The sequence below is a fragment of the Ruegeria meonggei genome (assembly GCF_900172215.1).
Lineage (GTDB): Bacteria > Pseudomonadota > Alphaproteobacteria > Rhodobacterales > Rhodobacteraceae > Ruegeria > Ruegeria meonggei.
The window spans coordinates 41,795-60,566 of sequence record NZ_FWFP01000014.1; the positions used below are offsets into that span (position 1 = coordinate 41,795).

Annotated in this window: 20 protein-coding genes; 7 read left to right on the forward strand and 13 right to left on the reverse strand. The window is 57.4% G+C overall.

The window, feature by feature from the left end:
- Window positions 1-19: 19 nt before the first annotated feature.
- Window positions 20-1,411 (reverse strand): aminotransferase family protein, encoded by a 1,392-nt coding sequence (locus tag RUM8411_RS19440; protein WP_085824386.1) that lies wholly within the window; start codon window positions 1,409-1,411, stop codon window positions 20-22.
- A 220-nt stretch (window positions 1,412-1,631) separates the two neighbouring features.
- Here RUM8411_RS19440 and RUM8411_RS19445 point away from each other — a divergent pair, with 220 nt between their 5' ends.
- Window positions 1,632-3,260 (forward strand): acyl-CoA synthetase, encoded by a 1,629-nt coding sequence (locus tag RUM8411_RS19445; protein ID WP_085824387.1) that lies wholly within the window; start codon window positions 1,632-1,634, stop codon window positions 3,258-3,260.
- Here RUM8411_RS19445 and RUM8411_RS19450 read toward each other — a convergent pair.
- The 7 genes from RUM8411_RS19450 to hmgA form a co-directional block, all read right to left on the reverse strand.
- Window positions 3,257-3,598 carry a DOPA 4,5-dioxygenase family protein gene (locus RUM8411_RS19450; RefSeq protein WP_085824388.1) on the reverse strand — a complete coding sequence of 114 codons (342 nt, stop codon included), beginning with the start codon at window positions 3,596-3,598 and terminating at the stop codon, window positions 3,257-3,259. The two genes, RUM8411_RS19445 and RUM8411_RS19450, sit on opposite strands and share 4 nt — an antisense overlap.
- A gap of 87 nt (window positions 3,599-3,685) precedes the next feature.
- Window positions 3,686-4,324 carry a maleylacetoacetate isomerase gene (gene maiA, locus RUM8411_RS19455; RefSeq protein ID WP_085824497.1) on the reverse strand — a complete coding sequence of 213 codons (639 nt, stop codon included), beginning with the start codon at window positions 4,322-4,324 and terminating at the stop codon, window positions 3,686-3,688.
- 4 nt (window positions 4,325-4,328) lie between these two features.
- A complete protein-coding gene (locus RUM8411_RS19460; protein WP_085824389.1) occupies window positions 4,329-4,526 on the reverse strand; it encodes a DUF2783 domain-containing protein in 198 nt (65 codons plus the stop codon).
- 5 nt (window positions 4,527-4,531) lie between these two features.
- The gene (locus tag RUM8411_RS19465) at window positions 4,532-6,142 is read right to left on the reverse strand and encodes an FAD-dependent oxidoreductase (RefSeq protein WP_085824390.1); all 1,611 of its coding nucleotides are present in this window, start codon (window positions 6,140-6,142) and stop codon (window positions 4,532-4,534) included.
- A 138-nt stretch (window positions 6,143-6,280) separates the two neighbouring features.
- The gene (locus RUM8411_RS19470; protein WP_085824391.1) at window positions 6,281-7,231 is read right to left on the reverse strand and encodes an MBL fold metallo-hydrolase; all 951 of its coding nucleotides are present in this window, start codon (window positions 7,229-7,231) and stop codon (window positions 6,281-6,283) included.
- 10 nt (window positions 7,232-7,241) lie between these two features.
- Complete coding sequence (fahA, locus tag RUM8411_RS19475) at window positions 7,242-8,498, reverse strand: fumarylacetoacetase (RefSeq protein ID WP_085824392.1); 1,257 nt, start codon at window positions 8,496-8,498, stop codon at window positions 7,242-7,244.
- Between the two features lie 25 nt (window positions 8,499-8,523).
- On the reverse strand, window positions 8,524-9,879 hold the full coding sequence (hmgA, locus tag RUM8411_RS19480) for a homogentisate 1,2-dioxygenase (RefSeq protein WP_085824393.1): 1,356 nt from the start codon (window positions 9,877-9,879) through the stop codon (window positions 8,524-8,526).
- A gap of 57 nt (window positions 9,880-9,936) precedes the next feature.
- Here hmgA and RUM8411_RS19485 point away from each other — a divergent pair, with 57 nt between their 5' ends.
- The 3 genes from RUM8411_RS19485 (at window position 9,937) to RUM8411_RS19495 (ending at window position 12,321) form a co-directional block, all read left to right on the forward strand.
- The gene (locus RUM8411_RS19485) at window positions 9,937-10,389 is read left to right on the forward strand and encodes a MarR family winged helix-turn-helix transcriptional regulator (RefSeq protein ID WP_085824394.1); all 453 of its coding nucleotides are present in this window, start codon (window positions 9,937-9,939) and stop codon (window positions 10,387-10,389) included.
- Between the two features lie 61 nt (window positions 10,390-10,450).
- Complete coding sequence (locus RUM8411_RS19490; RefSeq protein ID WP_085824395.1) at window positions 10,451-11,689, forward strand: adenylate/guanylate cyclase domain-containing protein; 1,239 nt, start codon at window positions 10,451-10,453, stop codon at window positions 11,687-11,689.
- An 83-nt stretch (window positions 11,690-11,772) separates the two neighbouring features.
- Window positions 11,773-12,321, forward strand: a complete 549-nt coding sequence (locus RUM8411_RS19495; RefSeq protein ID WP_085824396.1) for a GNAT family N-acetyltransferase — start codon at window positions 11,773-11,775, stop codon at window positions 12,319-12,321.
- Window positions 12,322-12,377: 56 nt separating this feature from the next.
- Here the strand turns inward: RUM8411_RS19495 and RUM8411_RS19500 are convergent, their stop codons facing one another.
- A complete protein-coding gene (locus RUM8411_RS19500; RefSeq protein WP_085824397.1) occupies window positions 12,378-13,187 on the reverse strand; it encodes a division plane positioning ATPase MipZ in 810 nt (269 codons plus the stop codon).
- 217 nt (window positions 13,188-13,404) lie between these two features.
- On the opposite strand from RUM8411_RS19500, the gene RUM8411_RS19505 reads away from it, so the two are divergent.
- Both RUM8411_RS19505 and RUM8411_RS19510 read left to right on the forward strand, forming a co-directional pair.
- Window positions 13,405-14,292, forward strand: a complete 888-nt coding sequence (locus RUM8411_RS19505) for an AEC family transporter (RefSeq protein WP_085824398.1) — start codon at window positions 13,405-13,407, stop codon at window positions 14,290-14,292.
- An 80-nt stretch (window positions 14,293-14,372) separates the two neighbouring features.
- Window positions 14,373-15,968 (forward strand): MFS transporter, encoded by a 1,596-nt coding sequence (locus tag RUM8411_RS19510; RefSeq protein WP_085824399.1) that lies wholly within the window; start codon window positions 14,373-14,375, stop codon window positions 15,966-15,968.
- Window positions 15,969-16,011: 43 nt separating this feature from the next.
- Here the strand turns inward: RUM8411_RS19510 and RUM8411_RS19515 are convergent, their stop codons facing one another.
- The 3 genes from RUM8411_RS19515 to rplS all read right to left on the reverse strand — a co-directional run bounded on the left by RUM8411_RS19515 (window position 16,012) and on the right by rplS (window position 17,087).
- The gene (locus RUM8411_RS19515; RefSeq protein ID WP_234995298.1) at window positions 16,012-16,197 is read right to left on the reverse strand and encodes a hypothetical protein; all 186 of its coding nucleotides are present in this window, start codon (window positions 16,195-16,197) and stop codon (window positions 16,012-16,014) included.
- Window positions 16,198-16,470: 273 nt separating this feature from the next.
- On the reverse strand, window positions 16,471-16,692 hold the full coding sequence (rpmE, locus tag RUM8411_RS19520; RefSeq protein WP_050605278.1) for a 50S ribosomal protein L31: 222 nt from the start codon (window positions 16,690-16,692) through the stop codon (window positions 16,471-16,473).
- A gap of 11 nt (window positions 16,693-16,703) precedes the next feature.
- On the reverse strand, window positions 16,704-17,087 hold the full coding sequence (gene rplS / locus RUM8411_RS19525; protein WP_085824401.1) for a 50S ribosomal protein L19: 384 nt from the start codon (window positions 17,085-17,087) through the stop codon (window positions 16,704-16,706).
- A 381-nt stretch (window positions 17,088-17,468) separates the two neighbouring features.
- Between rplS and RUM8411_RS19530 the strand changes: the two genes are divergently transcribed.
- On the forward strand, window positions 17,469-18,272 hold the full coding sequence (locus RUM8411_RS19530) for a glycoside hydrolase family 25 protein (protein ID WP_085824402.1): 804 nt from the start codon (window positions 17,469-17,471) through the stop codon (window positions 18,270-18,272).
- Here RUM8411_RS19530 and RUM8411_RS19535 read toward each other — a convergent pair.
- On the reverse strand, window positions 18,266-18,694 hold the full coding sequence (locus RUM8411_RS19535) for a hypothetical protein (RefSeq protein WP_085824403.1): 429 nt from the start codon (window positions 18,692-18,694) through the stop codon (window positions 18,266-18,268). The two genes, RUM8411_RS19530 and RUM8411_RS19535, sit on opposite strands and share 7 nt — an antisense overlap.
- Window positions 18,695-18,772 lie beyond the last annotated feature (78 nt).

The following is an 18,772-nucleotide window of genomic DNA, read 5'->3' on the forward strand; positions in this document are numbered from 1 at the left end:
CATAAGGCGTCGTGCGGTGTCAGCCGAACACACGTCCCAGCGCGCCGTCGACCGCATCGGTGATCTGGTCGATATCGTCTGCGGTAGCGATCAATGCAGGCGAGAAACACAGCGTGTTGTTCCGACCAGGGACCGAGCGGTTGGTGACGCCGATGATCACGCCCTGCGCCATACAGTCGGCCACAACAGCCTGCGCCAGCTTCTCGTCAACGGGCTCGCGAGAGGATCGATCCGCGACCAGTTCCGCCCCCAGGAAAAGACCCTTGCCGCGGACATCGCCGACGACTTTGTGCTTTTCCATCAGCGCCTGAAGGTTGCCGGTCATCCGTTCGCCCATGTCGACGCAATTACCCAGCAGGTTTTCGTCCTCGATGATGCGCATATTCTCGATCGCCGCCGCCGGACCAGCCGTGCAGCCACCAAAGGTCGAGATATCGCGGAAATAGCTCATCGGATCCGCCGCATCATCCTTGAAGTTGTCAAAGATTTCCTCGGTGGTGACTAGGCAGGCAATTGCCGCATAGCCCGAAGCCACACCTTTGGCCATAGTGACGAAATCAGGTTTTACGCCGTATTGCTGATAACCAAACCAGGTGCCTGTACGACCAACGCCGCAGACAACCTCATCGATATGCAGCAGGATGTCGTAATTCTTGCAGATCTCTTGTACGCGCTGCCAATACCCCTCAGGGGCTTCGATCACGCCACCTCCCGCCGTCACCGGCTCAAGGCACAGGGCACCGACGGTGTCAGGGCCTTCGCGCAGAATGACCTCTTCAATCTGATCTGCAGCCCATTCGCCAAAGTTCTCTTCTGGCGCGCCATCCAACTCGTGCTTGCGGTATTCCATGCAATGGGGAACGCGCACGAAATCGGGGGCGAAGGGACCATATTGGGCGTTGCGTTCATCCTGGCCGCCAGCCGACATCGCCGCCAGGGTGGATCCATGATAGTCGCGGTCGCGGTACAGGATCTTGGTTTTCTTGCCGCCGTATTTCTTATGGGCGATCTGGCGGACCATCTTGAACGCCTTCTCGTTCGCCTCAGACCCCGAATTGGTGTAATAGACCCGGCTCATCCCCGGCATTTTGCTGATCAGCTTTTCAGCAAAAATGGACCCGGGGATCGAACCCGCAGAGTTGGCGAAGTAGCACAGTTTCATCAGCTGATCGTAGACCGCCTTGCAGATCGATTCGCGGCCATAGCCCACGTTCACCGTCCAGACACCGCCAGAAACGGCGTCCAGATGCTCTTTGCCGTTCTGGTCCCAGACACGCATGCCCTTGCCTTCGACAATGATCCGCGGATCGTTTGTTTCAAAGGGTTTATGCTGGATCAGGTGGTGCCAGATATGAGCGCGGTCGGCTTCGACCACACGGGAAAGATCGTTTTCATTGAACGTGCCGTCCATGACATGTCCTTTCAGAAGAAATGGGTGCGCAAATTACGGGAACGAAGCTGCCCCGGCTTTGTATTTCGATGGTTCAGATCACCGCGAAAGGCCATCGGTGGATAGGGCCAGACTGCACTATCGCGTAACGCCAGTCCATGCCCGCCGTATTTCTACGGGTTTGTCAGACGCGCATCTTTGTGGTCAAGTCGCGCAACAAGCGAACTGGAAGGGTCAACCGATGACAGAGGCCAACATCTATGAAAGGCATTTGGACAAATGCCGGGCAAACTACACACCGCTGTCACCGCTGAGTTTTATCGAGCGCACCGCACTGATCTATCCGGACTACCCCTCGGTGGTTTATGGCGCGCGTCGTTATGAATGGGCCGAAACCTACGCCCGGTGCCGCCGTCTGGCCGGTGCATTGACCGCGCGGGGCATCGGCGCAGGCGATACGGTGTCGATCATTGCCGCAAACATTCCCGAGATGTACGAGGCGCATTTTGGTGTGCCCATGGCTGGCGCGGTTCTGAACGCAATCAACACACGTCTGGACGCGCCGATCATCGCCTTCATCCTGAACCACGCGGAATCCAAGGTTCTGCTGGTCGATCCCGAGTTTTCAGGCACGGTGAAAGAGGCGCTGAGTCAGGTTGATCACGACATTCTGGTCATTGATATCGAAGACCCCAGTTTTGACGGCGGCGAAAGGCTGGGCAGCCTGACTTATGACGCGCTGTTGGGGGAAGGTGATCCAGAGTTTGAATGGGTACTGCCCAAGGATGAGTGGGATGCGATCACGCTGAATTATACCTCGGGCACCACGGGCAACCCCAAAGGTGTTGTGTATCACCACCGTGGGGCCGCGCTGAACGCGCAATCGGATTTGCTGGATTGGGATATGCCGAAACACTCGGTCTATCTGTGGACCCTGCCGATGTTCCACTGCAACGGCTGGTGTTTTCCCTGGGCGATGGCCGCGAACGCAGGGGTTTCAGTCTGTTTGCGCGCCGTGCGAGACGAGCCTATCTATGCCGCCTTCCGGGAAGAAAAGGTCACACATTTCTGCGGCGCGCCGATTGTTCTGAACATGCTGGCCAATGCGCCTGATCACCTCAAGGATTTCGATCACGAGATCAAAGTGATGACAGCAGGGGCGCCACCGCCGGCGGCTGTCATCGAGAATATGGAAGGTATGGGCATCGAAGTGACCCATGTTTACGGTCTGACCGAAACCTACGGACCTTCGGTGGTCTGTGCCTGGAAAGACGAATGGAACAGCAAAAGCGCCGAGGAACGTGCCGCGCTCAAAGTGCGCCAGGGCGTGCGCTATACCGCCTTGTCGGGGTTGATGGTTGCCGATCCAGAAACGCTGGAACCTGTTCCGGCGGACGGTGAGACCATGGGTGAGATCTTCATGCAGGGCAATGTTGTCATGAAAGGCTATCTGAAGAACGCTGAGGCCACGGACCAGGCCTTTAACGGTGGCTGGTTCGCTTCGGGCGATCTTGGGGTGATGCACACAGACGGCTATATCGCGCTGAAAGACCGGTCCAAAGATATCATCATCTCGGGGGGTGAGAATATCTCATCGGTTGAGGTCGAAGATGTCCTCTACAAACACCCGGCCGTGATGGAGGCCGCCGTTGTTGCGCGCCCGGATGTCAAATGGGGTGAGACACCTTGCGCCTTTGTCGAGCTTAAGCCGGATGTGCAGGTGTCTGACGCGGATATAATCACCTTTTGCCGGGATAACATGGCCCATTTCAAAGCGCCCAGAACGGTTGTGTTCGGACCGCTGCCCAAAACATCGACCGGAAAAATCCAGAAGTTCAAGCTGCGGGATCAAGCAAGGGCGCTGGATTAAGCGCCCATTTTGTCAAAGATCGACAGATCCAACGCAAGCATCTCGCCCATCCAGATGGCTCGGTCCCGGTGATCGGTCAGATGATCGCCGGTTTCGGGATGGGTAAAAATCGTCAGGCCTTGCCGGTTCAGCATCAGCCATGGAATGACCTGTTCAAATACCTTGGGGGCAAAGGCCAACTGGCAGCTCCAACGTGGATGCGGACCGACATTCCGGGCGTGCATCCGGCCGACCTGAACCGGGAACAACCGCGCAGCCTCATCGCATAGCTGTTGCGCCGTCCCTTGTGTGGTGGCATCGAAATAGATGTGCGCGTGGTAACCAGTAATTTCGGGCATTGCGGTCTCCTTCAGACGTTTCAGGGAAGGTAAGACCGATGGCAGGCTGATCCTATCCCCACCCGTACACAGACCCTGTGCGGCGGCTCAGGTCGGCGCGTGTGCGTCCGGGTGGGCCGCAATGAACGCCGGGTGATCGGCGCAGTTAGCCTCGATCTGAAGAATGCGGGGCAGGTTGGTCAGATCCACATCCCACCGGCGGGCGTTATACATCTGCGGGATCAGGCACAGATCCGCCAGACCAGGGCGAATACCGGTGCAAAAGGGGGTCTGTTCAAAACCGCGCAGCAGCGCCTCGAATGCCAGCAGACCGGGGCGGATGAAATGGCGCATCCAGTCGCCGGGCATCCCTTCGGCCCCACCGCTGAGCGAGGTGGCGTGCTGCGCGACGGACAGGTTGCACACCGGATGCACGTCCACGGCGATGGAGTGCGCCAGCGCCGTCGCGCGCGCGCGTTCTACCGGGTCAGAGGGCAATAGCCCCACGCCGCGTGTCTGATCCAAATAGTCGATGATCGCCAAAGACTGAGTCAGCCGAAAGCCATCAATTTCTAGCACCGGCACAAAGCCTTGCGGATTGCGCTCCAGATGAGCGTCCGAGCTGTGCTCGCCGGCCCTCAGATCGACCGTGACGGCCCGATACGCGATCCCTGCCAGATTCAGCCCGATGCGCACCCGGTAGCTGGCGGATGAGCGCCAGTAATCGTAGAGGACCACGTCACCCATGTCGTCAGCGGCCTTTGAGCGCGGCGGCATCCAGCGCTTGCGCCAGGACTTCGGAATTGCCGATATGGTTCGCCAGCACCAGCACCAGGCGCGCGTTCAGCGCATCGCTTTGTGCAGGGTCCAGCCCCTCATGCACCGACAGCAACCCGGCATAGAAATCATCGGCATTGTCGATATTCGGGGTGAGTATCAGATCGGTCATCGTTTCTACTCCTTACCGGTTGCGCGTCGGATCGCCTGCCGGAACGCGTTTTCTTCGTAATTGTCCCGCCGCGCAGCGACGTGCTGATCCGGGCGGATCAAATAGACCGCACTGGTCGCACCCCCCAGATAGCGGCGTTTCAGTTCCAGCGTCAGGTCATCCTTGACCGACAGCGCCAGACGGGTGGCTTCAATCCCGCCTTCTTCAATTCGGTCAGGCGCGTCCGCGTCGATGGTCAACAAAGTGAACTTGCCTGCCAGTTTCGGCAATAGAAATTCATCCCCCAAAGGCGCGTCCGGACATGCCGCGCCCGGCCGGGTCACTTCCGGCCCGTTCAGCGCGTCTGCCGAGTTCAAAGAACTGCCCGTATAGGTGCAGGGTGTGCTGAGCCGTCCGGAGTTAACCAGCGGGCGGGCAAAGTCGTAATGTTCGCTGAGGTCCAGAACCGCATCGCGCAACAGACGCGACATCTCGGATTTCGGGGTGATGAAATCGGTTGAGCGGGTTGAGTTTGTGATGTTCTCATCGGCTGCCTGCACACGTTCGTGGCTATAGCTGTCCAGCAGCAACTCAGGTGCCTGGCCGTCAATGACCAGCTTCAACTTCCAGCACAGGTTATCTGTATCCTGGACGCCGGAATTGGCCCCGCGAGCCCCAAACGGGCTGACCTGATGGGCGCTGTCGCCCGCAAACAACACCCGACCATGGCGGAAACGATCCATCCGGCGGCACTGGAACGTGTAAATTGAAACCCATTCCAGATCGAACTCGACATCTTCGCCCAGCATGGCCTTGAGGCGTGGTATGACGTTTTCGGGCCGCTTTTCGTGTTCCTTGTCGATATCCCAGCCCAGCTGCAGGTCGATGCGCCAGACATTGTCCGGCTGTTTGTGCAGTAGGGCGGATTGGCCGCGGTTGAACGGCGGGTCAAACCAGAACCAACGTTCCGAAGGGAAGTCGGCCTCCATCACCACATCTGCGATCAGGAAATTGTCTTCGAACACGCGACCTTCGAAATCCAATCCCAGCATCCGCCGGGTGGGTGAGCTGGCCCCGTCGCAGGCGATCAGCCATTCGGCTTCGACGTTATAAGGCCCTTCAGGGGTGTCGACCTCAAGCGCGACATGGGTGTCATGAGTGCCGATGGCGTCGACCTTGTTGTGCCCGCGAATCTCGATCGGTGCGCCCGCGGCCTGCAATTCCCGAACTCGGGCCACCAGCGCATCTTCGAAATAGTATTGCTGAAGGTTGATGAAGGCAGGGTTGGCGTAACCGGTGTCGGGTTGCAGGTTAAATTCGTACACTTGGCGATCATCAAAATAGACCTTGCCAGCATCCCAAAGCACGCCCTTGTCCACCATCTGTCGCCCCGTACCCAGACGGTCGGCAATCTCGAGCGTTCGCTGCGAAAAGCATATGGCGCGGCTGCCAAAGCTGACCTTGTCGTTTTCGTCCAGCACAACAACTGCGATCCCCTGTTGGGCAAGGTCGATCGCGGCGGCCAATCCAACCGGCCCCGCCCCTACAACGATTGCTTTGTGCCGCACCGGCGTCGCTGCATCCTGATCCGGGCTGCGCTGATAAGCATAGAGCGGAGTTTCAAAAATCTTGTTCATGGGTTCTCCCCTGATACTCTGGCGCCGGTGGCGCAAAAGATTTCGTTCCCCGGCAGGCATATGCCACGGGCCTTACAGCGATGGTTTCACCAATTCCCCACGGGTAAAACGATCTGGATCAAATGCGACGGAATGTCCTTAACCTTGCAAAGCCTCCCACATGTCCAGGTCGCGTTGCGCGGTCCAGATGCGTGGCGTGTCGATACCGCGCGCTTCGTCATAGGCGCGGGCAACATTGAAGGGCAGGCAATGTTCGTAGATCGCATAGTCAGCGAACTTCGGATCACATTCGGCGCGTACCGCATCCCAGGCTTCTTTAAGTGATCCACCACGGGCTGCCACTTTGGCCGCCGGGCGATAGGTGCTTTCGACAAAATCACGGGTATTCTCAATTGCAGCGTTCACCATATCCTTGCCGATCAGAGCGTTCCCCCGTCCTGGCGCGATGGCGTCCACATCGAACCATTTGATTTGGTCCAGAGTATCACCCCAATCGCTGAAATGACCGTCGCCGCAATAACAAGCCGAGTGGTATTCGACGATATCGCCGGTGAACATCACGTTCTGATCGGGTACATGGATGACAATGTCACCTGCCGTGTGCGCGCGGCCCAGATGCATCAGGTCGATCCGGCGATTGCCCAGATACACAGTCATCGTATCGCTGAACGTCGTGGTGGGCCAGGTCAGGCCGGGGATGCTTTCATGCCCTTCGAACAGTCGGGGAAAACGTTGAAACTCGCTGTCCCAGTCTTCTTGACCGCGCTCAACCACCATGGCGCGGGCCATATCGGACATAAGGATTTGCTGCGCACCAAATGCACTGGCCCCCAGAACGCGCACCGCGTGGTAATGCGTCAGCGCCACGTGGGTGATTGGTTTGTCGGTCACGGATCGCACACATTCGATCACCTTGCCCGCCAGGCGCGGAGTTGCCTGAGCCTCGACAATCATCACGCTGTCGTCGCCAATGATAACGCCCGAATTTGGGTCGCCCTCGGCAGTGAAGGCATAGAGACCTTCACCCACTTCGGTGAAGGTGATTTTCTTTTCCGACATATCCCCTTGGGACGCGAATGCCTTGGCCATGCTGGATTCCTTATCGTGCGTATGGGTTTTCAAGAGCAGGCAACACGGAGCCAACACAATCGCCGAACCCGATTGTGTAGCCCTTGCCTTTGGCTGCGCCCGTCAGGGTCAGGACGTCGCCGTCTTCGATGAAACTGCGTGTTTCACCGCTGTCCAGCGTCAGGGGCTCTTTGCCGCCCCAGCTGAGTTCCAGCAGTGAGCCCCGTTCGGGTTTGGTCGGGCCTGAAATCGTGCCTGATCCCAGCAGGTCGCCTGTGTTCATCGGACAACCCGATGTGGAATGATGCGCCAGTTGCTGGGCGGCAGAGTAATACATCTGGTTGTAGTTGGTGCGCGCGATGGTGGTGGCGTCTTTTCCCTCAGGTGCCATCGTCACGGACAGGTTGATGTCATACAGCATCGGGCCGCAGTCTTTCAGATGGTCCAACAGCTCGAATTCGCGCGCGGGCGTGTCACAGCGAAACGGCTCAAGCGCCGCCTTAGTGACGATCCACGGGCTGATTGAGGTCGCCGTCGCTTTGGCCTGAAACGGGCCAAGCGGCTGGTATTCCCAGGCCTGAATGTCACGGGCCGACCAGTCGTTCAGCAGCACATAGCCAAAGATGTTGTCGTCGGCCTCTTGTACCGTGACTGGCCCGTCCGACGGGGTGCCGACAATTGCGCCCATCTCAAGCTCGATATCAAAGCGGCGACTGGGCAGGAACGCAGGATGATCCTGATCCGGGGCCTTCAACTGCCCCCAGGGGCGGCGGATATTCGTGCCCGAGACCACGACCGAAGATGCCCGGCCATTATACCCGATCGGAATGTGCAGCCAGTTAGGCGGCAGCGCGTTTTCCGCGCCGCGAAACATGGTGCCCACGTTCTGGGCATGGTTCCGACCGGCGTAGAAATCGGTGTATTCGCTGACGGCAAACGGCATGTGCATTTCCGCGTCGTCTTGAGCGACCAGCATAGGTTCAATGTCACCACGTGCCTCGCTGCTTTCAGCCAGCAGGTCGGTCAACCGGTTGCGCAAGGCGGCCCAGACGGCTGGGCCTTCCTCCATCAGCGGGTTCCAGAAGGGCAGGTCGAACAGGGGCTCGTCTGACAGCGTAATCAGACCTTCAACCTCAGCTGAGGTGACGTCCAGGATCATGTCACCGATCGCTACACCACAGCGCGGGTCAGAACCTTCGGTTGAAAACACGCCATAGGGCAGGTTGTTCAGAGGGAACGGGTGATCGGCATCATTGGCCGAGACCACCCAGGATTTCTTCAATGGCATTGTGTCTCCAAACCTTTACTAGGTGTCATTTCTTGCCCGGTGTGCCGTCAAACTTTTTCTCAAGTGACGTCCAGCAGTCAATGTAATCATCCTGAAGCGGCGCCTTGTCGGCGGCAAACCCGGTCAAATGTTGTGGGAAGCGGGTTTCGATCATGAAGGACATTGTATTGTCCAACTTGTCCGGCCCGAGGTTGGAATTTGACGCTTTCTCAAAGGCCTCCTTGTCAGGCCCATGCGGCAGCATCATGTTATGCAGGCTCATGCCACCGGGAACAAAGCCCTGCGGCTTGGCATCATACTGGCCGTAAATGTTGCCCATCAGTTCAGACATGATGTTCTTGTGATACCAGGGCGGGCGGAACGTGTCCTCGGCCACCATCCAGCGCTCGCGGAACAGGACAAAGTCGATATTGGCCGTGCCGGGTTGGCCTGAGGGCGCAGTCAGGACGGTAAAGATCGACGGATCCGGGTGGTCAAACAGAATGGCACCGACCGGGCAATAAGTGCGCAAGTCATATTTGTAGGGCGCGTAATTGCCATGCCAGGCCACCACGTCCAGTGGGCTTTGGCCAATCTTGGTGCTGTGGAACTGCCCGCACCATTTCACGGTTACGGTTGAGGGCACTTCGCGATCCTCGAAAGCGGCTACAGGCGCCTTGAAATCCCGTGGGTTGGCCATGCAGTTGGCACCAATGGGCCCTCGTCCCGGCAATTCGAATTTCTGGCCATAATTCTCGCAGACAAACCCGCGTGCGGGACCTTCCAGTACCTCAACTCGGTACACCAAACCGCGCGGAAGGATGGCGATCTCCTTGGGCTCCAGATCGATGACACCCAGCTCGGTTGCAAAACGCAGGCGGCCTTCTTGTGGTACCACCAGCAATTCGGAATCGGCCGAAAAGAAATACTCATCCACCATGGATTCGGTGACCAGATAGATATGGCTGGCCATACCGACCTGCGTGTTCACGTCACCCGCGGTGGTCATCGTGCGCATGCCGGTCAACCAGGTCAGTCCCTCGTCGGTATGCGGCACTGCATCCCAGCGGTATTGACCCAGGCTAATTACATCAGGATCAACGCATGGTGCGGATTTCCAATTGGGCAGGTCGATCTTTTCATAACGGTGCGAATGCTTGACCGACGGCCGGATGCGATAGCACCATGTCCGTTCCGGAGGGTTTGCGGTAAAGGCGGTCCCGCTAAGCTGTTCGCCGTACAGGCCGTAATTGCATTTCTGAGGGCTGTTCATCCCCTGTGGCAACGCGCCGGGCAGGGCCTCGGATTCAAAGTCATTTCCAAACCCGGGCATATAGCCGGCATGGGTGCCAACTGGGGTGCTGGCCTGGGTCAGTGTGTGCGGATCAGTCGGATGGTTCATCCTGTGTTCCTCCATTTGCTGCTTGTCGGATAATAGTTGATTTTGTAACTAACAAGCATGTCACAGCACGATACCGCAAAAAATGATGACTTTGATCTGCAGGATTTCCTGCCCTACCTGCTGAATCGCGCGGCCGAGGAAAGCTCTTTAGAGTTTCAGCAGGTTTACAAGAACCGTTATGGCATGCTGCGCACGGAATGGCGGGTGCTGTTCCATTTGGGCAATTACGGCAAATTGACAGCAAAAGAGATCGGCACCAGAGCCCGGATACACAAGACCAAGATCAGTCGCGCCGTGCATCGACTGGAAACACGCCGCTATCTAAAGCGCTCGCGCAGCGAGGCAGATCGCAGGGTCGAGGAATTGACCCTGACGCCTGCCGGGCAAGCCGCCTACCGCGATTTATGTAGTATTGCCGCGCAATACGATGCGAAGCTGGCCGGGCTGTTTAGTGCCGAGGAAACCGACCTGTTGCGCAAAATGCTGCGCCGTCTGGGACATATTGGCTAAGCACTGGTAATCACGAACCAGCGTCACCAGATCGGGGGCATAATGATAACAGGATTAACACATGATCGCCTTGGACAGTGAGACAACAAAATCCAGTGACCTGATCAATTGGCTGGTCACGCGCGGTCTGGAAGGCGCCGACAAGAACGAGCTGCTGGACGGGTATTGTGAAAAACTGGTGGAGCTGGGCGTTCCACTGATGCGCTTTCACGCCGCGCAATCGGCGCTGCACCCGGTATATGGCGGCACCGGCTTTAGCTGGTATCAAGGCCAGGGTGGGGATTTTGAGACTTTTGAGTATTCAGAAGAACCCAGCGAAATGTGGAAGCAAAGCCCGCTTTTTGCCATCCTGAATGATGAGGTCGAGGTGATTCACGAACGCCTTGTCGATCAAAATGAAGCCAGTCGCTTTCCCTTGCTGAACGACCTGCGTGAAATTGGCGCCACCGATTACTATGCGACCGGTGTGACCTTTGATGTTCCGACCCATAATGGGCCAAAAGATGCCAAAAAGGCTGTGGACGGTGTGCTGATGTCTTGGACGTCTGACGCGCCCGAAGGGTTTCGTGACGGCGATTTGTCGTTGATCAATACCGCTTTGCCGCATCTGGGGTTGGCGTTGAAATCAGCTTCCAACGCGCGGGTATCCAAAGACCTGATGCGAGTTTACCTGGGACGAGACGCGGGACGGCGTGTGTTGTCAGGCGAGATCCGGCGCGGGTCGTTGCAGCAGATTGATGCGGTGATCTGGAACTTTGATCTTGAAGGCTTCACCAGCCTGTCCGAAGAACTGCCGGGTGCCGAAATCATTGACATGCTGAACGACTATTTGGCGGTGGCTGTGGGCGTCGTGCATGACAACCGCGGCAATATCCTCAAGTTCATGGGCGACGGGCTGATGGCTATGTTCGATGTCGGCGAGATTGACGAAGACGCCCGCGCCGCGCTGAAGGCAGTGCCGGTGGTGCAGGAACGGATCGCAAAGCTGAACGCCAGTCGTGTGGCCGCTGGCCTGCCCGTCGCCAATTTCACTCTGGCGCTCCATGCGGGTGAGATTCTGTATGGCAATATCGGATCAGAAACCCGGCTGGACTTCACGGTCATCGGCCCGGCTGTGAATCAGACTGCCCGGATAGCCGGGATGCATCGGTCTTTGGGGCAGAGGATATTGATCTCGGATGACGTCGCACGCGCGGCACAACCCTGCGGTCAGGACCTGATTTCCGTCGGGCGCTACATGCTGCGCGGAGTAGCCGAGCCGAAGGAGCTGTTTACCGTGTACAATGCGAAGGGATCGTAGCGATAGGTTTCACTTGCTGGCTGAACCCAATGGGTTTGTTGCGATGGCTTGCGACCAAATCGCTATGACAGGGCTTACAAAAAATGAATGAATTTGGATTGGTTCCAGTTCTCGAAACAGAGCGATTGCTTCTCCGTGGCCACCAAACAAGCGACTTTCCCGAAAGCGCGTCGATGTGGGCTGATCCTAAGGTGGTCGCCCACATCTCTGGAGTACCTTCAAGTTATGAGCAGTCGTGGTCACGGTTGCTTCGATACACTGGGCATTGGCACCATCTTGGGTTTGGCTATTGGGCCGTAATCTCTAAAGAGGATGGTTCGTTCTTGGGCGAAGTCGGTTTTGCCGACTATCACCGCGATACCGAGCCTTCTTTGAAAGGCAAGCCCGAGGCTGGATGGGCATTGAATGTTCGTTCACAGGGAAAAGGTGTTGCGACCGAAGCGGTTGCTGCAATGTTGGTTTGGGCTGATGCAAATCTCAAACAAACTCACACGTCTTCAATGTTTGATCCCTCACACGTCGCGTCAATCAACGTTGCCAAGAAGGTCGGATACAAAAAAAAGGTGCTGGGTCGATACGGGGATCAGGAAACTCTTTTCATGGAAAGAGAACGGCAGACGCCGGGTTCTTGAAAACAGGTTTCAAAACTGATGTTTAATAGGTCCGCGTAGTCGATGTCCGAGGCCTCTTAGAAATCGATCTCGACGCCCGGCAGGTTCAGCTCTTTCATCATGTCGCGCAGTTCCTGCCGCGCGGCAATGTTTGAAATGTTCAGCTGTTTGACGCCGATATCCTTGAGGTCTAGCAGGGTCAGCCCCCGGGGGAACAGCTCACGAAACACGACGCGTTCGGAAAAGCCCGCAGCGACCCGAAATCCGATGCGCTGCGACAGCATCTCGATCGCGCGCTGCATTTTTTCCTTGTTGACCATGCGCTGCGTGCCCACACGGTTGCGTACAACGACCCAGTCGATCGGTTTCAACCCCGCCTGTGCCCGCAATTGTCGCGCGTTCCACACCATCTCGGAGTAAACGGACGGCCCGAGGATTTTTTCACCTTTCGAGTCGATCCGTGCCAGCAGGTCAAAGTCGATGAAACTGTCGTTCAGCGGCGTGACCAGCGTATCGGCCAGTGAATGCGCCACCTGGCTGAGACGGGTATGCGATCCGGGGCAGTCGATCAGGATAAAGTCGCTGTCACTTTCCAGCTCGGCCACAGCAGCCGACAGGCGGTGATCATAGATGTTTTCGCCGGGCTTCAGTTTGCTCGCGTCGATCTCGGGTAGATCATGGTGGCGGGGGCTGGGCAGGCTCAGATCTGCGTTATTCAGAAAGTTGATGCGGTTTTCGAAATAGCGCCCCAGGCTGCGCTGCCGCAAGTCCAGATCAAGCGTGCTGACCTTGTGCCCCAATCGCGCCAGCGCGGTCGCCACATGCATCGACACGGTCGATTTGCCTGCGCCGCCCTTCTCATTCCCCACTACGATGATATGTGCCATGCCTGTATTCCCGTGTCCCGCCGTGCTTACCCACACGTTGTTGTAGGTCACTATATGTTGTGGAAGGCTGGAAGGGAAGAACCCCAAGCATTGTTGCGTTGCGATATCAGGTGCAAAATTGGAAAACCAAGCCACCTGTGTGGGTTATCCTGCGTGCTTGTCAAACTCAGAGCCCTGATTCACTGTCCAGATCAGGGATTTGCATTAGAGGCCGCCGTTGGATCATCTGTTTCTAAACGTTCTGAATGTGGTGTTGCCGGTGCTAATTTGTGCTGGAATCGGCTATTGTCTGGCTCTGATCAAGGCGCCTTTTGACAACGCGGTGATTGGGGGGATCGTGTCGCGGGTGGGCTATCCGACCTTGATCATTTCGCACCTGTCCACCACTCAGATCGCCGTGGGTACGTTTCTGGACGTGATGGCCGCCGCCGTCCTTGCGATTGCGGGGTTCGGGGTGCTTGGTTTCGTGGCGCTCAAAGCCATGCGTCTGCCGGTGCGTGCGTTTCTGACACCCTTGATGCACGGCAATGTCGGCAATATCGGCCTTCCGATCACTCTGTTGGCGCTGGGCGATGCGGGGATGGCCTATACAATGGGGTTTGTCGTCGTAGTGCTGATCAGCATTTTTACTGTGGGCATGTGGATCCCTGCCGGAGAGTTCTCGCCCAAAAAACTGGCGACCTCGCCTATCATCTATGCGGTGGCGCTTTCGCTGATCCTGATGGCCACCGGATATAGCCTACCACAACCGGTGGCAAAATCCTTCGATATCCTTGGCGGTCTTTCGATCCCGCTGATGCTGCTGACGCTGGGCCATACGTTGGCGAGCCTTCGGGTCAAGAGCCTGGGTCGGGCCGTCGCGTTGACAGGCCTGCATCTGGTGATGGCTGTTGTAATTGCGTCAACGCTCGTATGGGCGTTTGGATTCACCGGGGCCGAGCGTGGCGCGGTGATCCTGTGCTGCCTGATGCCGTCTTCAGTGGCGACATACCTGTTCATTGATCAGCATATGCCGGAATACGGGCCCGATGTTGCTGGGTTCATCCTGGTTTCGACGCTGACCACAATAGCCGTGTTGCCCGTGACCTTGTCCTACTGGATTTGATCCGCGCCCTATGCGGTGCGCTAAAAATCGTTAGACTGCTGATAAATTGCATTAAAGAACAACGATTTCAGGACACGTTCATGAGCGATAAGACCTCATCGGAACCCACCCCCGAGGCGCGGGCCCGCGTTGTTCTGACGATGACCGCGATTTGCATGATGGTCGTCGGCTTTAACACCACCGCTGTCGCTACCATCCTGCCTAATCTGAAAGCTGACTTCGATCTGACCCCTTCGGGCCTGCAATGGGTGATGGCGATCTATACAGTGGCCAGCGCCACCCTTGTCACAATTGTCAGCCGTCTGGGCGATATCACCGGCAAGATGGGCGTGTTTTTCTTTGGCATGATCGTGTTTGCCATCGGGTCGGCCTCGGTCCTGTTTGCGCAGGATTCTACGATGCTGCTGATCGGACGTGGTGCGCAGGGTGCGGGGGCGGCGGCACTATTTGGCACCTCCTTATCCTTGCTGACCGCCGCCACGCCCGAGGATCAACGCGCCAGCGTTACCGGCGCATGGGGTGCAATTGTTGGCCTTGCTATCGGTGTCGGGCCGATTCTGGGCGGTGCTTTCGCCCATTACCTGAGCTGGCGCGGCGTCTTTGCGACTGACCTTGCGCTGCTGGCAATCGCGTTTGCAATCGGCCTGCATGTCAACAAGAAGAAGTACATCCCCGATACCCGCCTTGCCGATGCGCGGTTCGATTATCCGGGCGCGATTGCCATCCTGCTGTTTTTGGGGCCGCTGTCCTTTGCGCTCAGCAATGGCGAAAGCAATGGATGGGTCACGCTGCTGACGCTGATGCCGCTCGGGCTGGCGGCGGTTGCAACCGTTGCTTTGGTGATTGTCTCGCGCCGCAGCGATGACCCGCTGATTGAACTTCGTTACTTTCGCCATCCGCGCTACCTCATGGCAGCTACGGGGATGTTCGTCACGGGCTTTACACTGTTCTGCTTTTTTGTGTACTTCAACACCTTCGTCCAATCGCCTGATGCCTTCGGATACAGCTCGGTCGGGGCCGGGCTGGCGATCATGCCCCTTAGCCTCAGTATGTTTGTGATTTCGGTCACCGCCCCCCGGTTTCTTGCCCCCTTCAGCTTTCAGTGGCCGATTGCATTGGGGCTGGGTGCGATGGCCGTTGGGTTTCTATTGCTGACGACGACCACTAACACCACGCAATATGCCGAGATTTGGTGGAAGCTGATGATCGTTGGGATCGGGCTGGGTATCTGTTTCTCGTTGCTGCCCCGTCTGGGCCTACGCCTGCTACCGGAAGAGCACGTGGGACAGGGGTCTGGGGTCATCAACGCGTGCCTTTACTTCGGTGCAACCCTTGGAGCCGTGGTTGGTGGTTTGGCCGAGGCCATCACAACCCGCCGGGGCCTGTCTAAGGTGATCGACGCACTGCCCACCGATTCAACCCAGGGCGCGGACCTGGCCCATGCGCTGGCCCATGGAACGCCCGGCCAGATCCAGCAATTGCTGTCCGGCTTGGACCCTGACACCAGTACAGCGCTGGCCAAGGCGCTGCGGGATGTGCAGGACAACGCTTTTGACAGTGCCATGGTGATCGCTGCAATCGCTGCGCTGACCGGAATGGCCCTGGCGCTGTTGCTGCTGCGCGGACCGGTGCCTGCAGTACACAGCGCAGCGGAATTGACGCGCGTACCCCGTTAAATGTGCAAGCCAAATGGCGACGCCTGCTGCAGTTCAAGCGAACTTACCCTCCAAGGTACACGCCATCTTTGGGGCGAAAAAAAACTTTCTGATCGTGCAGTTTGCCGAGAAGATCTTGGACGCTGCGAAGGGTGCTTTCGCGAAACACTTTGCTGGCAGCGGTTTCCTCTGGTCTTTCCTGCGACTGAGAGGCAGCCAAGCCGCGCAACGCCGTTTCGATCAGATCCATATCCTCTACCGAAAGCTCGAACATATCATTGTACTTGGGCATCTTCGGGGTCTCCGTCGTGTTTGGGCGGTTTTGATACCAAGTGTAACACCTTTTCGGCACAACTCGGCTATCGCTCGATGTGGTGATCAGGGCTTGTGCCAAGAGAGTTCGGTGACGGTGTTATCAAACGCTTTGCTGACAGCCATGTTTCGTTCGTACTTTCAAACCGATGTGCTGAAAAGCAAAAGGCCGCCCCAAGGGGCGGCCTTTCGCATTCGAAAAGGGGAGGGTTTAGAAGCCCAGACCTTCGTATTTCTTTTTGAACTTCGACACACGGCCGCCGGCGTCCATCAGGCGCGACGAGCCACCGGTCCATGCAGGGTGCACGGAGGGGTCGATTTCCAGAGCCAGCTGGTCGCCCTCGGCGCCCCAGGTGGATTTCATCTGAACAACGGTGCCATCGGTCATTTTGACGTCGATGACGTGATAATCGGGATGGATGTCTTTTTTCATCTTTCCGTTCCTTACGCTTCGGCGCCAGCTTTTGGCTTGTAGTTGGTGACCTCTGCGATACGTGCGGATTTACCACGACGGGTGCGCAGATAGTACAGTTTGGCGCGACGAACGCGGCCACGGCGGACAACGGTGATGCTGTCGATGTTTGTCGAAAACAGCGGGAACACACGCTCCACGCCTTCGCCAAACGAAATCTTGCGAACGGTGAACGAACCGGCAATGCCATTGCCGTTGTTGCGCGCGATGCAGACGCCTTCGTAGTTCTGCACACGGGTGCGCGACCCTTCGGTCACCTTATAGCCGACACGGATGGTGTCTCCGGCTTTGAAATCGGGGATGTCTTTCCCCAGGGCGGCAATCTGTTCCGCCTCAAGCTGTGCGATCAGGTCCATCGCAGGTACTCCTATATGCTCGCGGTTGGTCCACGAAGTTTGGGCACGGCCTGAGAGCTCTTGGTCTTCACCGGGTCCTGCGTACAGCCCGCCAGAGGTCAGATCGAATGTTCCTTATGCCTAGTCCGCCCTGACACGCCGCAGCCGAAGAAAGCCGGGTGTTGCGCCATGAGGCAAACCAAAACACCGGAGTCGCGACAGGCGCGGCACCGGATTGCGCTGCTTTACGGGCATTGCGGGCAGGGATCAAGTCTAAATCGCTTTGATTGGCAGGCCGGATGGTAGGTTTTCGCCGCCCTAAAAATCCATCGTTGCCTTGTGGCGTCGATCAGGCATTCTGGGTGGCATAACACGAGCAGAAATTTGAAACAGGAATAGATCATGCGCGCAGCATTGATGTTGGCCGTTCTGGCCTTTGCAACCCTGTCCTGCGGGCGCAGCACCCCGCCGCCCCAAAAGCTGGAGGCGAACGCGTTTCTGGATACCACTGCGCCTTCAGTGATTTTTCCAGCCTTCGGCGACGCCGACCCACATGACTGGGAGGAACGGCATCCCGGTCACTATCCGGTTCATGGCCTGGACGTGTCGCGATGGCAGGGGCCGATTGATTGGCGCACCGCCAAGGCATCCGGTGTCAGCTTCGTGTTCATCAAGGCGACCGAGGGAGGCGATGTGGCCGATCCGATGTTTGACGACCACCGGCGCGGAGCTCAGGCTGCAGGGGTGCCGTGGGGGGCGTATCACTATTACTATTTCTGCCGTCCTGCCCGGGAGCAGGCGCAGTGGTTCATCGAGAATGTCCCAAAAGGTGCAGACTTGCCGCATGTGCTGGATATGGAATGGACGCCGCATTCCAGGACCTGCACCTTACGCCCCGATGGCCGCACGGTTCGTGCCGAGGCGCAGCGGTTCCTTGATATTCTTGAACGCCATTACGGTCGCAGACCCATCGTCTACACCACGGTGGACTTCTACGCCGATACCGATATCGCACGCCTACCCAAGACCGAGTTTTGGCTGCGGTCTGTGGCCGGTCATCCCCGGCAGGTCTATCCCGGGTCTATATGGCGGTTCTGGCAATATACCGGGACCGGGCTGGTGCCGGGTGTTCAGGGACGCGTGGATATCAACACGTTCAACGGTCAGCCCGATATCTGGGCGCGCTGGAAGGCAAACGCCTACTGAACTGCGGCCAGACCGTAGGTTTCGATAACGCCACCGCCGATAAGATGGTCCAGCCTGCGGACCCGCTCTTGTTCTGTCGCGCCCCGCAACCAACTGGTTTCATTGGTAGTTAGATCTCGGCGCTCGAACCCGCGTTCTGTCAGGCAACGGTCGACCTGATCAATTTCACCTTGGGTGCGGGATGCGCCCTGAGTGTTATAACCAATAATGGTACCGATTAATGGAGACGTCAGAAGAATGGCTGTTGCGTAGCCGCCAATCACGGCACTGTTGCCGCCAATATCCGCTTCGGCGGAGCAGGCATTCACAGCGATCCGGGCAGAATGCAGATTGTGACCCGCCTGAGTTGGCACTGACATTTCAAGAGGTTTGGTTGTGCAAGCGGACACAGCCACCAGCACGAATGCTAATTTCTTAATCATTATTGTTGCCTGTATTGGTGCAATTTACATTGCAAGGTAGAGGTTTATTTAGATTGAATATTGATCTGAAAAATCCAC

Coding starts and splice junctions, on each gene's coding strand:
- RUM8411_RS19440 (WP_085824386.1), bottom strand. CDS start 1,411: ATGGACGGCACGTTCAATGAAAACGATCTTTCCCGTGTGGTCGAAGCC.
- RUM8411_RS19445 (WP_085824387.1), top strand. CDS start 1,632: ATGACAGAGGCCAACATCTATGAAAGGCATTTGGACAAATGCCGGGCA.
- RUM8411_RS19450 (WP_085824388.1), bottom strand. CDS start 3,598: ATGCCCGAAATTACTGGTTACCACGCGCACATCTATTTCGATGCCACC.
- maiA (WP_085824497.1), bottom strand. CDS start 4,324: ATGGGTGACGTGGTCCTCTACGATTACTGGCGCTCATCCGCCAGCTAC.
- RUM8411_RS19460 (WP_085824389.1), bottom strand. CDS start 4,526: ATGACCGATCTGATACTCACCCCGAATATCGACAATGCCGATGATTTC.
- RUM8411_RS19465 (WP_085824390.1), bottom strand. CDS start 6,142: ATGAACAAGATTTTTGAAACTCCGCTCTATGCTTATCAGCGCAGCCCG.
- RUM8411_RS19470 (WP_085824391.1), bottom strand. CDS start 7,231: ATGGCCAAGGCATTCGCGTCCCAAGGGGATATGTCGGAAAAGAAAATC.
- fahA (WP_085824392.1), bottom strand. CDS start 8,498: ATGCCATTGAAGAAATCCTGGGTGGTCTCGGCCAATGATGCCGATCAC.
- hmgA (WP_085824393.1), bottom strand. CDS start 9,879: ATGAACCATCCGACTGATCCGCACACACTGACCCAGGCCAGCACCCCA.
- RUM8411_RS19485 (WP_085824394.1), top strand. CDS start 9,937: ATGTCACAGCACGATACCGCAAAAAATGATGACTTTGATCTGCAGGAT.
- RUM8411_RS19490 (WP_085824395.1), top strand. CDS start 10,451: ATGATCGCCTTGGACAGTGAGACAACAAAATCCAGTGACCTGATCAAT.
- RUM8411_RS19495 (WP_085824396.1), top strand. CDS start 11,773: ATGAATGAATTTGGATTGGTTCCAGTTCTCGAAACAGAGCGATTGCTT.
- RUM8411_RS19500 (WP_085824397.1), bottom strand. CDS start 13,187: ATGGCACATATCATCGTAGTGGGGAATGAGAAGGGCGGCGCAGGCAAA.
- RUM8411_RS19510 (WP_085824399.1), top strand. CDS start 14,373: ATGAGCGATAAGACCTCATCGGAACCCACCCCCGAGGCGCGGGCCCGC.
- RUM8411_RS19515 (WP_234995298.1), bottom strand. CDS start 16,197: ATGGATCTGATCGAAACGGCGTTGCGCGGCTTGGCTGCCTCTCAGTCG.
- rpmE (WP_050605278.1), bottom strand. CDS start 16,692: ATGAAAAAAGACATCCATCCCGATTATCACGTCATCGACGTCAAAATG.
- rplS (WP_085824401.1), bottom strand. CDS start 17,087: ATGGACCTGATCGCACAGCTTGAGGCGGAACAGATTGCCGCCCTGGGG.
- RUM8411_RS19530 (WP_085824402.1), top strand. CDS start 17,469: ATGCGCGCAGCATTGATGTTGGCCGTTCTGGCCTTTGCAACCCTGTCC.
- RUM8411_RS19535 (WP_085824403.1), bottom strand. CDS start 18,694: ATGATTAAGAAATTAGCATTCGTGCTGGTGGCTGTGTCCGCTTGCACA.